A 19028-nucleotide genomic window follows, 5' to 3' on the forward strand; every position below is an offset into this window, starting at 1 on the left:
TTTAAGAAAACAACTTTAAACCTTTTATAGTTTTCTTTATCCAAAGAGGAAATCATATTTATTACTAATGAAAAATTTCAACCTTACTGTAGTTCTTTTATTTCTATTTTTGGGACTACCCAACTTTGCACAGCAAGGCCCTCCAACAATTAACAAAATTAAAGTTACTGGAAAAATAGTAGACAAAACTAGCAAACAACCCCTTGAATACGCTACTATTACACTAAAAAACACCAAAATCCAGAAAGCTCTTACTGGCGGAATTACAAATAACAAAGGAGAATTTGAAGCTGATGTTATTCCAGGAATATATGATATCACTATTGAATTCATTTCGTTTAAACATGTCGAATTAAAAGGAAAAAATATAACCGAAAAAACTTCACTAGGGACAATTGGACTCGAAGAGGATGCTTCACAATTAAACGAAGTAGTTGTTCGTGCCGAAAAATCATCAGTTGAAATAAAACTGGACAAAAAAGTATACAATGTTGGTCAAGATATGATGGTAAAAGGCGGAACCGTAAGTGATGTTCTAGACAATGTTCCTTCAGTTTCTGTTGATGTTGAAGGAAATGTAAGCTTAAGAGGAAGTGATAATGTTCGAATTTTAATTGATGGAAGACCATCCTATGCTGTAAATATTGCAGAAGCATTAAAACAACTTCCTGCTGATGCTATTGATAAAGTTGAAGTTATTACTAATCCATCTGCACGATATGATGCGGAAGGTGGTTCCGGAATAATCAATATCATCCTTAAAAAAGGTAAAAATCAGGGTTTCAACGGAACTCTTATAGCTTCAACAGGTATTCCTGAGGCTTATGGATTAAGTGCTAATGTGAATTATAAAACAGAAAAATTAAACTACTTCACTACTGCGGGTTACAATCACAGAACAAATGAAGGCGGCGGTAAAACCAATTCAGAATATTTTAATGAAGACGGTACCGTTAAAAACTTTTTAGATGAAAATCGTGAAACAAAAAGAACAAGAGATGGTTTTAATGGAAGAGTTGGTGTTGAATGGACTGTAGCACCAGATACGTATTGGACAAATGCCATAAATTACGAAAAGAATACTGGTGAAGACAATGATTTAATCAATTACAGCAACTATGACGCCTCTCATAATTTTACAGGTACAACATACCGTTTAAACAATGGAGATACTGGCAGTGAAAACACCTCATTTAATTCAAATTTAATTAAAAACTTCAACGACAAAGGACACAAACTTACAGTTGATGCTTCCATTTCAAGAAATACTGATGATAGCCAAAGTATTATTACAGGCTCAGACAATTATAACAATACCTTAAATAATCAGGTTCAAAAACAAGCACAATTACAGGCTGATTATGTACTCCCACTAGGAGAAGGAAGTCAGTTTGAAGCAGGATATAAAGGAAGTTTTGGCGATTTAAACAATGAATACTATGTCCTTGACGATCAAGGAATAAGAATAGATAATTTGTCAAATACTTTGGAATACAAAGAAAACATCAACGCACTTTATACTCAGTATGGTTTCAAAAAAAATAAATTCTCTTATTTATTTGGCTTACGTTGGGAAGACACTAATGTTCAAGTAAACCTATTAGATACTAACAATTTTAATACTAAAAAGTACAATAACTTGTTTCCGAGTGCTTTTATCAGTTATGAAATTTCAGATCAAAGCAACTTGACGACAAGCTACAGTAAACGTCTAACAAGACCAAGAGGACGTTTCATGAACCCCGCCGTAAACTATTCAAGTAACGTTAATATTTTTCAAGGGAATCCTGATCTAGATCCTTCCCTCACTGATAAATTTGATATTGGCTATATCAAACGCTGGGACAAGGTAACATTTAATACTTCTGCATATTTTGAAAACACAAAAGATGTTTTCAGCTTTGTGAGATCTCCTACGGGAGATAATGTAAATGGAATTCCAGTAATTAAAAGCCAACCAATTAACTTAGGAAAAGAACAAAAATATGGTTTTGAATTTACTTTAAATTACAATCCATTCAAAATATGGAGAATAAATAGTAATTTCAATTTATATAATGTAAAAACAACTGGCGAACACAGTTATACGGATACAAAAGGCGATCTTATAGTACAAAATCTGGACAACCAAGCCAATACTTGGTCCGCAAGAGTTAGTTCAAAACTAACATTACCATACAAAATCGACTGGCAATTGAATGCTAACTACAATGGAGCTCAAAAAACGGCACAAGGAAAAAGTTTAGATCAATTTAGTATGAACACCGCTTTCAGCAAAGATTTACTAAAAGACAAAGCAACAATTGCTTTCAATATTAGTGATGTTTTCAACACGAGGATTATGAGATCTTATACGTATCTGGAAAACCAAACATCATATAGTGAAATGCAATTCCGCAAACGTCAATTCAATTTATCGTTCACCTATCGTTTTAACAAAGGAAAAAATGACAAGGAAAAACAGCAGCCTAAAAAGATGCAAGAAGAAAATGGCGGTGATTTCCCAGGGTAAGCGTAAGTCTAAATATCAGATAAAAAAAAGGATTCGTTTTACGAATCCTTTTTTTTTGTGCAAAGAAAAATAATACTAAGCTTCTTCTTCTTTTTGTTTTGCTTTCTTTTCTTTATAAGCTTCCCAAGTTGCTCCACCTACCCAATAGGATACGAAACCAACTAGGAAAAACATTAACCAAAATCCCATTGTTAGGATGGTTAAGAAAAGTAAAAAGCCTAAATACTGTTGAAATTCAAACATGTTTTCCGGAATTTTTGAATGTAGCGACAAATATAAGTTTTAAATCTTTTCGCACCAATAAAATCAGCAAAAACTATAAAGGAATTTTTAAATTAATTTAAGTTTCTAAAAATTAGAAACAAACAGCATAACTTTACTAACTGGTACTCAAAAAATTAATTCTTTTTTTAACAAAAAAAACACATGTAATCACAAAAAAAACTTATTAGTAATTACTTTTTTTTACTTTACTTTACGTATTGTTGCTTATCCGAAAAAAAAACTATGAACCAACCATTCCATTCTATCTATTTTCAAATTAGTAAAAAAATGGAAAAACACAGCGTCGAATTGATGCGCTATGCTTTAGCAATTGTTTATATCTGGTTTGGAACATTAAAATTAATTGGAATGAGTCCAGCTGGTGAGCTTGTTGAAAAGACTGTTTTTTGGTTTAAACCTGAAATTTTTATTCCAGCATTAGGTTTTGTTGAAGTATGCATCGGCATTGGCTTTTTATTCAAAAAATTAATTCCGGTAACCATTATAATTTTATTGCTACACATGGCAGCCACGTTTTTTCCTCTTTTTATATTGCCTAAAATCTGTTTTGACTCTTTTCCTTACTGTCCAACTTTGGTGGGTCAATACATTATCAAAAATCTTGTATTAATCAGTGGTGCTTTTTGTGTTGCAGCAAAGTACAATTATCAATACTATGCCGTTTTAAAAAACTAAATTCTTTAGAACTTCAATTAAAATACACCTTTTTATTTTGGTGTCAAAAAAAAGTAAAATCTAAATTCACGCTTAATCGTTTTTAACAATACCCTAAAGTATTCCAGCCATTTGACAATAATTTTATCAAATTATCATTTTTAACTTAAAAACAATACACTATACATCAATTAATAGTTATATTTGTTTTACAATAAAATTAAAGATTTATGGAAGAATGTATCTCTGTTTTTGATATGTTAAAAATTGGTGTTGGTCCTTCTAGTTCGCACACACTTGGTCCTTGGCGAGCGGCAGAACGTTTTTTAAATGAATTAAGAAACGAATATGACATTAACACAATAAACAGAGTAAAAGTTGATTTATATGGTTCTCTTTCATTGACAGGAAAAGGACATGCAACTGATTTAGCTATCATGCTAGGTTTAAGTGGTCAAGATCCTGAATATATTCCAGTTCAAAACATCGACGGAATTATCAAATCAATAGAAAGCAAAAACGAAATACATTTGGGGAACCAAATTCTTATTCCTTTTTATACCCTTCAAGATATTGTTTTCAACAAAAACTTCCTCCCATTTCATGCTAATGGATTAACCTTTACTGCTTACTTTAATAATGAAACTGAATACAGTTCGACCTTTTACTCCATAGGTGGAGGTTTTGTTGTCAAGGAAGAACGTGATAATGCCCATAAGAAAGAAGCGATAAAATGTGCTTTCCCTTTCCCGATAGACAAAGCCACTGAGCTATTAGCCTATTGTACAAAAGAAAACAAATTAATTTCGGAAATCATTTATGAGAACGAAAAATCGATGCGTTCCGAAGCAGTAATCCATCATGAATTGATGCGTATTTGGCATACCATGCTAGAATGTATGTACATCGGTTGTCACTCCGAAGGCATACTCCCTGGCGGATTGCATGTTCGTAGACGTGCATTCGACATGCATCAAAACTTAATTGGGTTATCCAATTACTCAAATCCACAAGAATGGCTTGAAGAAATTAGAAAAACCGAAGTGAAATTTCGTCAAATTCTAAAATGGGTAAGTTGTTTTGCCCTAGCAGTAAACGAAGTAAACGCAGCACTAGGCAGAGTGGTTACCGCACCAACCAACGGAAGTGCCGGTGTAATTCCTGCCGTTTTGATGTATTATTTGGTTATTGAAAATCATCAGGCAGGCGAAAATGAAATCAAACAATTTTTGATGGTCGCAGGGGAAATTGGCAGTATCTTCAAAAAAGGATCTACTATTTCAGCCGCAATGGGTGGATGTCAAGCCGAAATTGGCGTTTCCAGTGCCATGGCTGCCGGTGCCTTATGCGAATTGATGGGAGGAACTCCAGACCAAGTCTTAATGGCCGCCGAAATTGCTATGGAACATCACTTAGGTTTAACCTGTGATCCTATTGGTGGTTTGGTTCAAATTCCTTGCATCGAAAGAAATACGATGGGTGCTATCAAAGCCATTAATGCCGCTGAACTCGCCTTAGAAACTGACGCTAAAAACGCTAAAGTATCTTTGGATAAAGTAATTGACACGATGTGGCAAACCGCCAAAGATATGAACTCCAAATACAAAGAAACTTCCGAAGGAGGACTTGCAATTGCAGTAAATATGGCTGACTGTTAGTTTTTTGAAATCATAGATTTCAGATGACAGATTTCAGAATAAAGAATAAAAAAAAGATTTCAGAACAAGAAGGTTATTCTTCTAATCTGAAATCTTTTTTTTACATTATGAAATCTGCCTTCTGCCTTCTGCCTCCTGCCTTCTAAAAACTCCTAACTAACCACTTTTCTCTCTAATTCTAATTTAGTAATAGGTTGATATACGATAGGAATTTCTTCGATAACGACATCACTTTTGTCCAAACCAAAGGCTCTGGTATCTGAAAGTGACATATTTTTCAACATATAATAAGAGTGTAATAAAAGGCCATCTCTTACGGCAAACTCGTTTTCAACCGATAAAAACTTTTCAATAATTACAAATTTAAAATCCGGTTCTGAGTTGTATTTGGTTGAACCATCGGATTTAATATGCAAATTCAGTTCTTTATTGTCTATCAAATTTTGAACAATTTTTTTAAAATACAATTCCACTTTCGGTTGAATTCTAAAACCAATATTCAAAACAATCTTGATTACTTTATCGTCTAACAACTCTATAACTTCATAATTCAAATCAAAAGGAGAATTGGTTCTATTGATATGGAAAAACCAATAAACATCTGCCCTTTTAGGCTTTTTGGCAAAAATAGAATTTAAAATTTTCTCTTCAACTTCATAATTTCTGTCTGCTTTAGACAAATAAATTAAATGAGTAGAATACATGGGAATCGAAGTATCATTACTCAATTCCTGCAACTTAGCGGTATGTTCCGTCAAATTGGTGAATTTCACTAACTTGTTATTAATTTTTCTAGAAAAGAACCATACGTACATGGTCATAAATATGAAAAGCTCAAAAAACAAAAACATCCAACGTTCTTTGATTTTAACAATATTAGCTGCAAAAAAGGCAATTTCAATAATTGCAAAAATGGTGATGATTACAGCAATAAGAATTCTATTTAGTTTTTTGATGTAAATCAAATAATAATTTAAAAGCACTGTGGTCATTAACATTGCTATGGTTATCGAAAATCCATAAGCTGCTTCCATATTGGAAGAGGTTCTAAAATACAAAACCATCAAAATACATCCAATCCATAAAATTGTATTTACCGATGGAATATAGATTTGACCTTTCAAATTCGTCGGGTTCTTCATAGTCACACGCGGCCAAAAGTTAAGTGATACAGCTTCGTTTATTAAGGTAAATGATCCACTTATCAATGCTTGAGAAGCTATTATTGCAGCAAAAGTTGAGATAATAACACCCGATAAGACGAACCAATGGGGCATAATGGTATAAAAAGGATTTCTACCCTCCAAGAAATGATTGCTTTGGTTCATTAACCAAGAGGCTTGACCCAAATAATTAACCACCAATGCTATTTTAACAAAGACCCAAGTAGTTCTAATATTACCCTTTCCACAATGTCCCAAATCCGAATACAATGCTTCTGCTCCGGTGGTACAAAGAAAAACTGCTCCTAAAAGCCAAAATCCATGCGGATATTCTACTAATAATTCATAAGCATACATCGGATTCAAAGCGGTCAAGATTGCGGGATGCTGCAAGATTTGCGCAAATCCCAAAACAAAAAGCATAGAAAACCAAACTACCATGGCTGGGCCAAAAAAGAACCCCACTTTTTGAGTACCAAAACGCTGAAAAAAGAATAGTCCTGAAATAATAACAATGACAATTGGCAAAATAGGAATATTAGGAACGATGTCCCCCAACCCCTCAACAGCTGAAGTTACAGAAATAGGCGGAGTAATAATACCATCTGCCAAAAGTGTAGTGGCTCCCAAAATAGTTGGAATGATTAACTTTCCTTTTCCAAATCGTTTCACCAAAGCATAAAGAGAAAAAACACCTCCTTCTCCATGATTATCGGCAGAAAGTGTTAGCAATACATACTTAAAAGTGGTTTGAAAAGTAAGTGTCCAAAATATGCACGAAATACCTCCGTAGACCAGTAATTTTGAAATTTCTCTTTGGCCAATAATGGCTTTCATAACATATAAAGGACTGGTTCCGATATCACCATAAATGATACCTAGTGCTACCAAAAGTGACGCTGCAGTTACTTTTTGAACTGTTGATTTATTCATTTTAATTTAATTTTAATTCATTAATTTCAGGACATAAATAGTCCTGTTTGATGTGTATCGCACACTTCAAACTATATTTGTTTTATAACTGTTTAATTGATTTTAACAAGTATTAAATCGGTATCCTACCCCCGATTCTGTAACAATAAATTTAGGTCGATTAGGATCTACTTCAATTTTCTTTCGAAGTTGCGCAACAAATACGCGTAAGTATTGCGTTTGATCAGCATAACTATTTCCCCAAACCTGTTTCAGCAAATATTGATGGGTCAATACTCTTCCTTCATTTTTTATAAAAATAGAAAGCAGGTTGTATTCAGTGGTTGTGAGCTTCAAAATTTCATTGTTTAATCTCACTATTCTAGAAGCTAAATCAATTGAAACGTTACCAAACTCGATTATAGGTTCCTTCTCCTTCGGAACCAAATTTCGCAAAGCAGTTCGAATTCTAGCTAGTAATTCTTGTGTACGAAACGGTTTGGTTAAATAATCATTTGCGCCATTATCAAGGGCTTTTACAATTTCATCTTCGGCACTTTTTACCGTTAAAATTATTATGGGATTGCTATACCACTCTCGCAATCGTTTCAAAACAACTTGCCCGTCTTCATCTGGTAATCCCAAATCAAGAATGACTAAATCAGGTTGGTGGTTAGCCACCATAGCCATTCCTTCTTTTGCATTTACCGCAAAAATTGTTCTATAGTCATTTGAATTCAAAGTGATTTCAAGTAGTTTTCTAATTTGAATCTCATCATCAATAACTAGAATTTGAGCACTATTATTCATTTGAAATTTCTTTAGTATTCATTATTAAAGTTTGAAAACGAAGCGTAAAAACCGAACCGCCTTCTTCCCTGTTTTCGAGTGTTACTTTTCCATGCTGTGCCTCAACAAACCCTTTTACAATTGATAATCCAAGTCCTGTTCCACCTGTTTTGGAATTATGAAGGCGATAAAATTTATCAAACACTTTATCAATTTCATTTTCTGGAAAACCAATGCCGTCATCGGCAATTGTAATTACGCAAGGACATAATTTATCGGGATTGTATTCAAAATCGACATCCAGATTATAAGAAACCTTGATTTCTATTTTAGCACCTTTGGGTGTGTATTGTGAGGCATTAAAAACCAAATTAAAAATTATCTGTTGCATTAAACCATAATCCAATTTAAAAAGCGGTAAATTTTCGTCTGTATTTACAACCACTTTATGAAATTGCAAATCGTCTTTCAAATGATCCAAAACATTATAAATCAACTCCTCCAAATCACACCAATCCATTTTGGGCTCAATAACACCCGATTCCAAACGAGACATATTGAGTAAATTTTCTACTTGGTGATTCAATCGCAAGGAAGCTTTTTCAATTTCGCTATATAAATTTTATTTATTTTCTTCCGAAATATGTACCGATTTGCTTTGAATTGTATCGATAGCTCCCATTATAGTAGATATAGGAGTTCTTAATTCATGTGATAAAGAATCCAGTAAAGCATTGTAAAGTTTCATAGTATTAACTCTTACTTCTTTTACCTGCAAAATCTTTTCGGCTCTTCTAATTTTATGGGTTAAAACCGCATTCACAAGTGCGATAATAAAGAATAGCACCAAAAGTAATGAATCCTCAGCATCACTAATATGAAAAGTGTAATACGGTTGAATGAAGAAAAAATTTAATATCAATGCACTCAAAATAGCGCTAAGAAGTAATGGTTTGATGGCCAAAAACATTGACAAGACCGATACTACCACCAGTAAAAGATAACCTACAATTTTATAATCCAAAAAATCTCGAATAAACAAACACAATGAAGCAACTATACCCACAGATAAAACGCTTATTAAATATTGATTTTTGATTTTTATTTGGTTCAAAATACTATTCATAATCTTTGCATTTATTTGATAGGACAAAGTTAAATCATATCATGTAAGTATTTTATAATATAACTTACTTCGATATAAAGATTTTATAAAGATTTTTTTTTGAATCAAAAGGGGGTATTATTTATCGTAAGTAACAAAATCACCCTAACGATTTATTATAAGAATCCTTTAAAATTGTTAGTTTAAATGGTAATACCATAATTTACTAAGTCCCATTTTTGATATTCCTTCTAAAAATTCAATTTAAAAAAATTCAATTTATTACTTTTACACTCTAAAAATAAAATCAATACCGAGCGTATCGGAATTAAAATCATAAATCACAATGTCTGCAATTAAAAAAGATTACAAGAGAATTACTACTAAGTCTTTAATCGAGATGAAATCCAATGGAGAAAAAATCTCTATGCTAACGGCTTATGACTATACCATGGCCAAAATTGTGGATACCGCTGGGATTGATGTAATCCTTGTGGGAGATTCAGCTTCGAATGTTATGGCGGGTCACGAAACAACACTTCCTATCACTTTGGATCAAATGATTTACCATGCTTCCTCTGTGGTTAGAGCTGTAGAAAGAGCTTTGGTTGTTGTTGATTTACCTTTTGGAAGTTACCAATCCGATTCTAAAGAAGCCTTACGGTCTTCAATCAGAATTATGAAAGAAAGCGGTGGTCACGCCGTAAAATTGGAAGGTGGTAAAGAAATCAAAGAATCGATAAAAAAAATCTTAAATGCCGGAATTCCTGTTATGGGACATTTAGGATTAACACCACAGTCTATTTATAAATTTGGTACTTATACCGTTCGTGCCAAAGAAGAGCAAGAAGCTGAAAAATTAATTGAAGATGCCAAATTATTGGAACATTTAGGATGTTTTGCATTAGTGCTTGAAAAAATTCCGGCACATTTAGCCAAACAAGTTGCTGAAAGTATTTCGATTCCTGTTATTGGTATTGGTGCTGGCGGGGGTGTAGATGGACAAGTATTGGTAATACATGATATGTTGGGTATGAATAATGAATTCAGTCCTCGTTTCTTGAGACGTTACATGAATTTATACGAAGGAATGACAACTGCAATTAGTCAATATGTAGAAGATGTAAAATCGAAAGATTTTCCAAACGAGAAAGAGCAATATTAAGACACTAAGTTCCTAAGCTGCTAAGTTTCTAAGTTTGTTTTATCTTAGGAACTTAGCGTCTTAGTCTCTCAGTAACTCAAAAAATCTAATGAAAGTAATTTCAAATAAAAACAATCTCCAAATTCTACACGAAGACAATCACCTAATCGTGGTCAATAAGCGTGTAGGTGATATTGTGCAAGGAGACAAAACCGGAGATAAACCACTAAGCGATGTTGTAAAAGAATACATCAAAGACAAATACAACAAACCAGGCGAGGTATTTTTAGGAGTGGTGCATCGCTTAGACCGACCTACAACAGGAATCGTAGTATTTGCTCGAACCAGCAAAGCTTTGACTCGCATGAATGAATTATTCAGCAATAGAGAAACTCAAAAAACATATTGGGCCGTAGTCAAAAACAAACCCTCCAAAAACGAAGATACCCTCGTTCATTACATCAAAAGAAACGAAAAAAACAATACTTCAAAAGCACATCTCAAAGAAGTTCCGGACAGTAAAATGGCAAGTTTAGAATATAAAATCATCAAAGAACTTGATAATTATTTTGGCCTGGAAATTCAGTTGCATACAGGCAGACATCATCAAATACGTGCACAACTCGCTGCCATAGGATCTCCAATAAAAGGCGATTTAAAATACGGTTTTGACAGAAGTAATCCCGATGGAGGCATTCACCTACATGCCAGAAAATTGGTTTTTATTCATCCTGTTTCCAAAGAAAACATAACCATTATTGCTCCAACTCCAGAAGAAGTTATTTGGAAAGCCATTTAAATTTTAGTTTAAAAAGAGATTTATTTGAATTTTAAAATTTATATTGCATAACGCTTTTAAAACTTTTTTTGCCATGAGTTACAAATTAAACATTAGTTCTAGAAAAGAAGCTTTAATCAAATTGTTGGATGTAATTATCAAGCATGAAAACGAAATCATTCAGGCTTTATATGATGATTTCAAAAAACCTCCCTTTGAGTCAATTGCTACCGAAACCAGTTATATTATTTCGGAATTAAAAGACACTATAAAACATATAGACAAATGGGCTAAAATTAAAAAAATTACGCCATCCATTCTTAATTTTCCTTCTACAGATTATATTGTAAAAGAGCCTTACGGCAAAGTTTTAATCATAGCGCCTTGGAATTATCCTTTTCAATTAGCAATTTGTCCTATGATTTCCGCTGTTGCTGCGGGTAATCAAGTGGTTTTAAAACCATCAGAATTAACACCAAAAACTTCAGCAATAATACTAATGATTGTCGAAAAAGTTTTTCAACATCAACATGTAAAAGTAATCGAAGGTGGTGTTGAAGTAACACAAAAACTACTAGCCCAACGTTGGGATTATATTTTTTTTACAGGAAGTGTTCCAGTTGGAAAAATTGTCGCCAAAGCAGCCGCAGAGCATCTGACTCCAATAACTCTTGAATTAGGCGGCAAAAATCCTTGTATCATTGATGAAACTGCCAATTTGAAACTAGCTGCCAAACGAATTGTTTGGGGTAAATTTTTGAATGCAGGTCAAACCTGTATTGCTCCTGATTATATTTTGATTCAAGAAGATATGAAAAGCCATTTTGTCGATTTTATGAAAAATGAAATCACGAATGCCTATGGTAAAAACCCAAAAGAATCTCCAGATTTTGCTCGTATCGTAAACGAAAAAAATTGGCATCGATTAATGAGCATGATTGAGCCAGAAAAGGTGATTTTTGGAGGAGAAACCGCTGTTGAAGATTGCTATATTGCTCCGACATTGATTGAAGAAAATGATCTTGACAGTGCACTTATGCAAGAAGAAATCTTCGGACCAATACTACCAATAATCACCTATAAACACGAAAAAGAAATAACTCAAACCATTTCAAAATACGAAAAACCACTGGCATTATACGTATTCACCGATGATAGAAAATTTGCTAGAAAAACAATTACCAATTTTTCCTTTGGCGGAGGCTGTGTCAATGACACCGTTATTCATTTTGCCAACAAAAGACTCCCTTTTGGTGGTGTAGGCCATAGTGGAATAGGTGCTTATCATGGTCAATTGAGTTTTGATATTTTTTCGCATCACAAAGGAGTTGTAAAAAAAGCGAATTGGTTGGATTTAAATTTAAGGTACGCACCTTATACCAATAAAATAGATACCTTAAAGAAATTATTAAAATGGCTGTAATAAATGAGAAAACGGTAAGTGAAGCCATAAAATACCGCCGATCGGTACGTGTTTTTAAAAAAGATTCTATTGATGAACTCAAAGTAAAAGAATGTCTCCAACTAGCTGCCTTGGCTGCTACTAGTAGTAACATGCAACTTTGGGAATTTTATCATATCACTTCTCCCGAAATTATTAGTCAAATTACAACAGCCTGTTTTGATCAAAATGGAGCCAAAACTGCTCAACAACTGGTTTTAATTGTTGCCCGCAAGGATTTATGGAAAAAAAGGGTACAGTCGAACATCGCTTTTTTGAAAAAACAATTTGGTTCTAAACCAGAAAGTGAATATTCCACAAGAGAAAAATTTGCCTTAAATTATTATAAGAAAATTGTACCCACTATTTATTTTGATTTTTTAGGAATTCTGGGATATATGAAGTACTTCGCATTTCAAATCATTGGACTATTCAAACCAATATATAGACAGGCCAGAGAAAGTGATATGCGGATTGTGGCGCACAAAAGTGCTGCCCTCGCAGCTCAAAATTTCATGATTAGTATGGCTGCCATTAATTATGACACTTGCCCAATGGAAGGTTTTGACTCTCTAAGAGTAAAAAAAATAGTAAATTTGCCGTCTTGTTCAGAAATCACAATGATTTTGGGTTGTGGCATCAGAGAAGAAAATGGAATTTATGGCGAACGCTTTCGAGTTCCCTTTGAAGAAGTCTATTTTAAAATATAACTCAATCTAACGAATATAATTATCAAATTAAAATGAATCAAACAATAGAGAGATTACACGATATCGAAAAAAATGGATATCAATTAGATTTTGCCAATGTATTTAATCATGCTTTCGAAAATTATAAAAAAATTGCTTTATATGCTGGATTGGTGATCTTTATATTTGCATTCATTTTTACTCTAATTTACTTTATGAGTTTTGGATTATATTTAAAATCAATTAGTTTAGATAACGTAAACAATCAATTAATAGAAAATTTACAACATCAAAAAAGTCTTGATGCACCATTGGTATCCATGGTATTTTCGATTTTAATTTTATCGTTATTAATGGCTCCATTCAGTGCTGGTTTTTACAAAATGGCTGAACATGCAGATCATGATAAAGAATTTAAATTTATAAATATGTTCAATTTTTATAGAAATCCCTATTTTATTAATATTATAATAGCAACAATTTTGAATGCTATCATAAATATGTTGATTTCTACAACTATTATTTCACTGTTGAATTTGATAAATATTAATCAATTTGGATTAACTCTTCTTGCCAATTATTCTGTATCCTTTTTTGTATATGTTCTTACTTTTTTAACCATTCCCCTTATTATTTTTGGAGACTTAAAAGCAATCCCAGCAATCAAGCACAGCATTTTGATTGTTATTAAACAACCTATCGTTTTGATAGGATTAATGGTTGTAGCGATAATTGGTGCCTTTGTGGGCATTATGGGATGTTGCATTGGCCTATTTTTTACCATACCGTTTCTCTATTCCATGAATTATGCAATCTATACCGCTATTGTTGGAATAGATGCACCTCAAGATACAGAGTAAGCAATTTTAAACAGGAAGTAGTATCATATAAACCAAAAAGAACATATAGTATCAATCAAATTTACAACAACGAATATAACTGATTAGTTCCCAACCGATAAACTATGTCATTATTTTGTAACATATTATTATTTTTTACCTTCCACTTTTCTTTTCCAAGTTTGGCTTGTATTGCTATGCCGTTAAGTTTAGAAAAAACAAATTTGATACTCACAAACAACAGAAATGTTATTCTGTATGTATTCTTGGTTATTTTAGTAATTGCATTATTGTATTCTAACTCCAAAATAAGTTCTATTTTAAAAAACGTAGATAACCTTTCGACTGAGGAATCAGACAAAAGAGAATACCAACTTTATTTGTTGTTTCTAGGTTTGGTTATTCCATTTTTGGAAATTCTGTTTGAATTATTTCATGTTAGACCCAAAAGCTTATTAATCAACAATTTTTCAATAGGTTGTTTTTTTCTGTTATTATTTTTAATAAGCGAAAAATCAAAATATTTATATAATAGAATCAAAACTATTTATATTTTCTTGTTTTATGTCTATTCGCTGTTGGTTGGATATAATATCATATTTCTTCAACAAGACATTATCCCTACATATGCATTTATCGTTTTATTTTTCTTCTCATATATCATCATTAAACCCATAAAAAAATATTGGATATTTTCGGGTTTTGTTTTTTGTTATTTGATTTTACTTTATGCTTTTGATTTAGTTCCTGTTAAAAGAGCCGTTATTCTGATCAATTACGGCATTATGGTATTCATTATCAATCACATCAGACATGTTTCATTAACAAAAATCCAAGAAAAATTTAACTTCACCAATGAAATTGTAAACAAAGGAAATTCCCTTACAATAGCAACAAATAAAGAGGGAAAAGTAACCTTTTGCAGTGACACTATAACATCCATTTTAGGGTATACGCCAAATGAAGTAATGGGATTTGGATTTTGGAAACTGACCGAGGACCCTGAATTTATCGGTTCTGAATATCATGAAAACTTTGTGGATAACCGTTTATACATTCGAAAATTGAAATGTAAAAATGGAGAATACAAATTCATTCAATGGATTGATAAAAAGTTTGCAGAAGACTCCATTATAGGGATTGGACAAGATGTGACCAATGAAATTAAAATAAGAAAACAATACGAAACCTTAATTCAAACAGCAGTAGATATCATTTTTGAAGCTAATTATAGAGGTGACATTACTTTCGTAAATGATTATGCAATCAAACTTCTAGGATATACCAAAGAAGAATTTATTTCCAAAAATTTCTCCTCCTTAATTCGCAAGGACTATATTACCAACACCATGAGTTTTTATCAAAATATTTTAGATATTGAAGATAATTTTACAACACTGGAATTCCCCATTCTTAAAAAAAATGGTGAAGAAGTATGGATCTCCCAAAATGTATTTATCCGAAGAAATAGTTTTGGAGAAATTGATGGGTACTCCGGTATTGCACGAGATATCACTTTATTAAAAGATATAGAAGATGAAAAATCGAAGAGACAGGATAAAATCGAAAAATACAGTAAAACACTCAAAGATATTGCTATATTAAATCATTCCAAAAATGAAAATTTCGATCAAACAATCAATACAATTTTAAAAATCACAGCCTCTACATTAGGTGTTAATAGAGCTGGTTATTGGACATATCAAGAAGATGGAATCAGCTGCAGTAATTTATATGATTCAACTGCGAAGATTTTTGAAAATGACATTTATTTTTACAAAATTGAAAATGCTGGCTATTTTAAAAAAATTGAAAACAAAAACCAAGTTGTTTTATCAAACATTAGATCTCATTCTACAAATAACAAAAAAAATGATAGTTACATTTACAAACATAATATCTTTTCAATACTAGACACTCCTGTCTTCATCGACGGCAAATTAAAAGGAATACTATCGTTCGAAGCAACCCAACAAATTAAAAACTGGGACAATGAAGACATTAATTTTGCTAAATCCATTTCTGATTTAATTGTAATTGCAATAGCGTCACAAATGCGATTGGAAATAGAACAAAGACTTGCTTATAAAAGTGAATTGCTCTTAGTGATCAATAAAAATACCAATCAATTTTTATTGCAAAAAAGCACTAGTAAACTAATTAAGGGAATTATAAATGAACTTGGAATAGTAACCCAATCCGAACGAATTTCCTATTTCAAAAAGGATCCAAAAACCCAATTATTTGACCAAAAATGCATGTGGACAAATCAATTACAAGATTTTGATACCATAAGTCCTAAATTACAAAATATTGAATTTTCTAAATTTGATAATAACATAAAAGATTTGCCTGCCAAACAGTTCTTCGAATACATAAAAGACAACATTCTAACTGAAAGAATAAAAATATTTTTGAGTCGACTGAACCCTGATTCAATATTATTTTTCCCCGTTTTTATAAAAAATGAATTTGACGGTTTTTTTGTTTTTGATGATTCAACCAAAGAGCGTATTTGGAGTACCGATGAAATTTCAATTTTACAATTATTAGTAAAAAACATTTCCTCATCCATAGAAAGAAACATAAACGAATCAATTATTGAAGAAAGCGAAGAAAGATTTAGATTATTGGCTAATAACATCCCGGGCACTGTTTTTTTGTCCAATTATGATGAAAAATACACAAAAATCTATCTTAACGACGAAATTGAGAAATTGACAGGTTACCCTAAATCAGATTTCTTAGAGAATAAAATATTTTTTATAGACTTAATATTTCGTGAGGATCTAGAAAATGTTTTAATGGCAAATAAAATTGCTTTAGAAGAAAAAAAACCATTGCATATCATTTACCGAATTAAACATAAAAACGATTCTCTTGTTTGGGTTGAAGAGTTTGGAGATTCTATAATAAAAAATGGTGAAATTGCTTTCATGGAAGGCATTATTATCGACATTACTGAAAAGAAAAATAATGAATCCATTGTCAAAGAGAAAGAATTTGCGGAAGCTGCCAATAAAGCCAAATCTGAATTTCTGGCCAATATGAGCCATGAAATACGAACTCCACTAAACGGTATCATTGGTTACACTGATTTGTTAATGAACTCCAATTTGGAAAGTACTCAAAAACAGTACATGAATACCATCAATCAATCTGCCAATATATTACTGGAAGTGGTAAATGATATTTTGGATTTTTCAAAAATTGAATCGGGAAAATTAGAAATCAATATAGAAAAATACCGTACTGAGGATATCATTCTTCAAATAAAGGAATTGATCAATTATCAAGCTCATTCAAAAAATTTAGAAATAAACTACTACATTAATGAAGATGTACCAAAATACATTTGGGTAGATTACATTCGTTTAAAACAAGTACTCATTAACCTATTAACAAACGCAGTTAAATTTACCCATGTTGGTAATATCGACCTTACCATTTCAGTATTAGAGATTCAAAAAAGTCAAACTACACTGCGGTTTTCAGTAAAAGACACTGGAATTGGAATTCGAAAAAGCAATCAAAAAATAATTTTTCAAGCCTTTTCACAAGAAGACAGTTCCACTACTAAAAAGTTTGGAGGAACAGGATTGGGATTGACTATTTCAAATCAATTATTAGGTTTAATGAATAGTAAATTACAGATTACCAGCCAATATAACATAGGAAGTACTTTTTTCTTTGATATAAAACTAAAAAGCAGTAATAAATCAAAACAGGGAAAAACAATAGACAACCAAAGCTTCATTTTTGAAAATTCAATAGTTGAGTTTGAAAACGAAGAACCTTCAATATTGATAGTGGAAGACAATAAAATCAATATGCTTTTGACCAAAACATTAGTCAAACAGATCATTCCAAAATGCATTATTCATGAAGCTATTGATGGGGAAAAGGCAATTGAAAAAGCATTGGAAATTCAACCCAATATTATTTTAATGGACATTCAAATGCCTCTAATAAATGGATATGAAGCAACGAAACTGATTCGCAAAAACAAAGAATTTAAAGATATCATTATTATTGCACTTACTGCGGGAACGGTCATGGGAGAAAAAGAAAAATGCATAGAAGCAGGTATGAATGATTATGTTCCAAAACCTATCGTAAAGAAAACTCTTGAAGATATTTTAGAAAAATGGTTAATCACAAAAAGTAACTTTATATGAAATGGATTGGTAGAAGACAAAGCGAAAATGTAGAAGACCGAAGAGGTATGTCCTCGGGTGGCAAAACCATAGTAGGTGGTGGCATAATTGGTATCATTATTTTTCTTATAAATGCTTTTGGCGGTGAAAATGCTCAAATGATTACACCCATTTTAGAACAATTCAATCAACAACAAACCACCCAAACCGAATCAAGACCGTTGACGGAAGAAGAAGAAAAATTAGCAGTATTCCCTAGGGTTGTTTTTAAAGATACTGAAGTAATTTGGACTAAAATATTTGAGGAAAACAATCTACAATATGAGAAACCTAAAATGGTTTTATTTACAGGTTCAGTAGAAACAGCTTGCGGAGGCGCTTCATCAGCATCAGGTCCTTTCTATTGCCCTAGAGATCAAAAAGTATATATGGATTTAGCCTTTTTTGACGAATTGCAAACTAGATTTGGAGCCTCAGGTGGCGATTTTGCCACTGCTTATGTAATTGCCCATGAAGTAGGGCATCACATTCAAACTTTATTAGGTACATCAGACAAAATGCGTCAAGCCCAAGAAGGTAAAACTGAAGCTGAAGCCAATAAATTATCCGTAGCATTAGAATTACAAGCAGATTTTTATGCTGGCGTTTGGGCAAAATACAATAAAGAAAATCTAGATGTTGGTGATATTGACGAAGCATTAAGTGCCGCACAAGCAGTTGGAGACGATGCTATTCAGAAAAAAATGCAAGGACATGTAGTTCCAGAATCCTTTACTCATGGAACATCCGAACAACGAAAATTCTGGTTTATGAAAGGATACAATACTGGAGACATTAGACAAGGAGATACTTTTTCGGAATTGAATTAGGATGCATTTTCAACATCAATTTTCATATATTAT

At 32.3% G+C, this 19028-nt stretch carries 15 protein-coding genes; 10 read left to right on the forward strand and 5 right to left on the reverse strand.

Annotation, left to right across the window (positions count from 1 at the left end; all coding sequences use genetic code 11):
• Window positions 1-67: 67 nt before the first annotated feature.
• Window positions 68-2512, forward strand: coding sequence for a TonB-dependent receptor (locus tag KZH69_RS10755; protein WP_219317447.1), 2445 nt, complete (start codon window positions 68-70; stop codon window positions 2510-2512).
• A 75-nt stretch (window positions 2513-2587) separates the two neighbouring features.
• Here KZH69_RS10755 and KZH69_RS10760 read toward each other — a convergent pair whose 3' ends face one another.
• Window positions 2588-2755: a hypothetical protein gene (locus tag KZH69_RS10760; protein ID WP_115810362.1), complete on the reverse strand. Its 168-nt coding sequence runs from the start codon at window positions 2753-2755 to the stop codon at window positions 2588-2590.
• Between the two features lie 309 nt (window positions 2756-3064).
• Here KZH69_RS10760 and KZH69_RS10765 point away from each other — a divergent pair, with 309 nt between their 5' ends.
• Together KZH69_RS10765 and KZH69_RS10770 are read left to right on the forward strand one after the other, a co-directional pair.
• A complete protein-coding gene (locus KZH69_RS10765) occupies window positions 3065-3472 on the forward strand; it encodes a hypothetical protein (RefSeq protein WP_255557815.1) in 408 nt (135 codons plus the stop codon).
• Between the two features lie 209 nt (window positions 3473-3681).
• Window positions 3682-5109 carry an L-serine ammonia-lyase gene (locus KZH69_RS10770; RefSeq protein WP_219317449.1) on the forward strand — a complete coding sequence of 476 codons (1428 nt, stop codon included), beginning with the start codon at window positions 3682-3684 and terminating at the stop codon, window positions 5107-5109.
• A 152-nt stretch (window positions 5110-5261) separates the two neighbouring features.
• Here the strand turns inward: KZH69_RS10770 and KZH69_RS10775 are convergent, their stop codons facing one another.
• From KZH69_RS10775 to KZH69_RS20510, 4 genes are all read right to left on the reverse strand, one after another.
• Window positions 5262-7205, reverse strand: a complete 1944-nt coding sequence (locus KZH69_RS10775) for a KUP/HAK/KT family potassium transporter (RefSeq protein WP_219317450.1) — start codon at window positions 7203-7205, stop codon at window positions 5262-5264.
• Between the two features lie 102 nt (window positions 7206-7307).
• The gene (locus KZH69_RS10780; protein ID WP_219317451.1) at window positions 7308-7994 is read right to left on the reverse strand and encodes a response regulator; all 687 of its coding nucleotides are present in this window, start codon (window positions 7992-7994) and stop codon (window positions 7308-7310) included.
• Window positions 7987-8559: a sensor histidine kinase gene (locus KZH69_RS20505; protein WP_255557817.1), complete on the reverse strand. Its 573-nt coding sequence runs from the start codon at window positions 8557-8559 to the stop codon at window positions 7987-7989. Before KZH69_RS20505 ends, KZH69_RS10780 begins: the two co-directional genes overlap by 8 nt.
• Window positions 8560-8595: 36 nt before the next feature.
• The gene (locus KZH69_RS20510) at window positions 8596-9099 is read right to left on the reverse strand and encodes a DUF4118 domain-containing protein (RefSeq protein ID WP_255557818.1); all 504 of its coding nucleotides are present in this window, start codon (window positions 9097-9099) and stop codon (window positions 8596-8598) included.
• 325 nt (window positions 9100-9424) lie between these two features.
• Here KZH69_RS20510 and panB point away from each other — a divergent pair, with 325 nt between their 5' ends.
• The 7 genes from panB to ypfJ all read left to right on the forward strand — a co-directional run bounded on the left by panB (window position 9425) and on the right by ypfJ (window position 18995).
• Complete coding sequence (panB, locus tag KZH69_RS10790; RefSeq protein ID WP_219317452.1) at window positions 9425-10243, forward strand: 3-methyl-2-oxobutanoate hydroxymethyltransferase; 819 nt, start codon at window positions 9425-9427, stop codon at window positions 10241-10243.
• Window positions 10244-10331: 88 nt separating this feature from the next.
• Entirely contained in the window at window positions 10332-11021 is a 690-nt protein-coding gene (locus KZH69_RS10795; RefSeq protein ID WP_219317453.1) for an RluA family pseudouridine synthase, read from the forward strand.
• A 73-nt stretch (window positions 11022-11094) separates the two neighbouring features.
• Window positions 11095-12423: an aldehyde dehydrogenase gene (locus KZH69_RS10800; protein WP_219317454.1), complete on the forward strand. Its 1329-nt coding sequence runs from the start codon at window positions 11095-11097 to the stop codon at window positions 12421-12423.
• Window positions 12414-13151, forward strand: coding sequence for a nitroreductase family protein (locus tag KZH69_RS10805; RefSeq protein ID WP_219317455.1), 738 nt, complete (start codon window positions 12414-12416; stop codon window positions 13149-13151). The genes KZH69_RS10800 and KZH69_RS10805 overlap by 10 nt, the downstream gene beginning before the upstream one ends.
• A gap of 32 nt (window positions 13152-13183) precedes the next feature.
• On the forward strand, window positions 13184-13990 hold the full coding sequence (locus KZH69_RS10810; protein ID WP_219317456.1) for a hypothetical protein: 807 nt from the start codon (window positions 13184-13186) through the stop codon (window positions 13988-13990).
• Between the two features lie 203 nt (window positions 13991-14193).
• Complete coding sequence (locus tag KZH69_RS10815; RefSeq protein ID WP_219317457.1) at window positions 14194-18147, forward strand: PAS domain S-box protein; 3954 nt, start codon at window positions 14194-14196, stop codon at window positions 18145-18147.
• A complete protein-coding gene (ypfJ, locus tag KZH69_RS10820; RefSeq protein ID WP_219317458.1) occupies window positions 18144-18995 on the forward strand; it encodes a KPN_02809 family neutral zinc metallopeptidase in 852 nt (283 codons plus the stop codon). Before KZH69_RS10815 ends, ypfJ begins: the two co-directional genes overlap by 4 nt.
• Window positions 18996-19028 lie beyond the last annotated feature (33 nt).

The organism is Flavobacterium taihuense (genome assembly GCF_019351435.1).
Classification (GTDB): domain Bacteria; phylum Bacteroidota; class Bacteroidia; order Flavobacteriales; family Flavobacteriaceae; genus Flavobacterium; species Flavobacterium taihuense.

What these genes read in the sequence shown, in the direction of transcription:
- KZH69_RS10755 (WP_219317447.1), top strand. Translation starts at nt 68, where the DNA reads ATGAAAAATTTCAACCTTACTGTAGTTCTTTTATTTCTATTTTTGGGA.
- KZH69_RS10760 (WP_115810362.1), bottom strand. Translation starts at nt 2,755, where the DNA reads ATGTTTGAATTTCAACAGTATTTAGGCTTTTTACTTTTCTTAACCATC.
- KZH69_RS10765 (WP_255557815.1), top strand. Translation starts at nt 3,065, where the DNA reads ATGGAAAAACACAGCGTCGAATTGATGCGCTATGCTTTAGCAATTGTT.
- KZH69_RS10770 (WP_219317449.1), top strand. Translation starts at nt 3,682, where the DNA reads ATGGAAGAATGTATCTCTGTTTTTGATATGTTAAAAATTGGTGTTGGT.
- KZH69_RS10775 (WP_219317450.1), bottom strand. Translation starts at nt 7,205, where the DNA reads ATGAATAAATCAACAGTTCAAAAAGTAACTGCAGCGTCACTTTTGGTA.
- KZH69_RS10780 (WP_219317451.1), bottom strand. Translation starts at nt 7,994, where the DNA reads ATGAATAATAGTGCTCAAATTCTAGTTATTGATGATGAGATTCAAATT.
- KZH69_RS20510 (WP_255557818.1), bottom strand. Translation starts at nt 9,099, where the DNA reads ATGAATAGTATTTTGAACCAAATAAAAATCAAAAATCAATATTTAATA.
- panB (WP_219317452.1), top strand. Translation starts at nt 9,425, where the DNA reads ATGTCTGCAATTAAAAAAGATTACAAGAGAATTACTACTAAGTCTTTA.
- KZH69_RS10795 (WP_219317453.1), top strand. Translation starts at nt 10,332, where the DNA reads ATGAAAGTAATTTCAAATAAAAACAATCTCCAAATTCTACACGAAGAC.
- KZH69_RS10800 (WP_219317454.1), top strand. Translation starts at nt 11,095, where the DNA reads ATGAGTTACAAATTAAACATTAGTTCTAGAAAAGAAGCTTTAATCAAA.
- KZH69_RS10805 (WP_219317455.1), top strand. Translation starts at nt 12,414, where the DNA reads ATGGCTGTAATAAATGAGAAAACGGTAAGTGAAGCCATAAAATACCGC.
- KZH69_RS10810 (WP_219317456.1), top strand. Translation starts at nt 13,184, where the DNA reads ATGAATCAAACAATAGAGAGATTACACGATATCGAAAAAAATGGATAT.
- ypfJ (WP_219317458.1), top strand. Translation starts at nt 18,144, where the DNA reads ATGAAATGGATTGGTAGAAGACAAAGCGAAAATGTAGAAGACCGAAGA.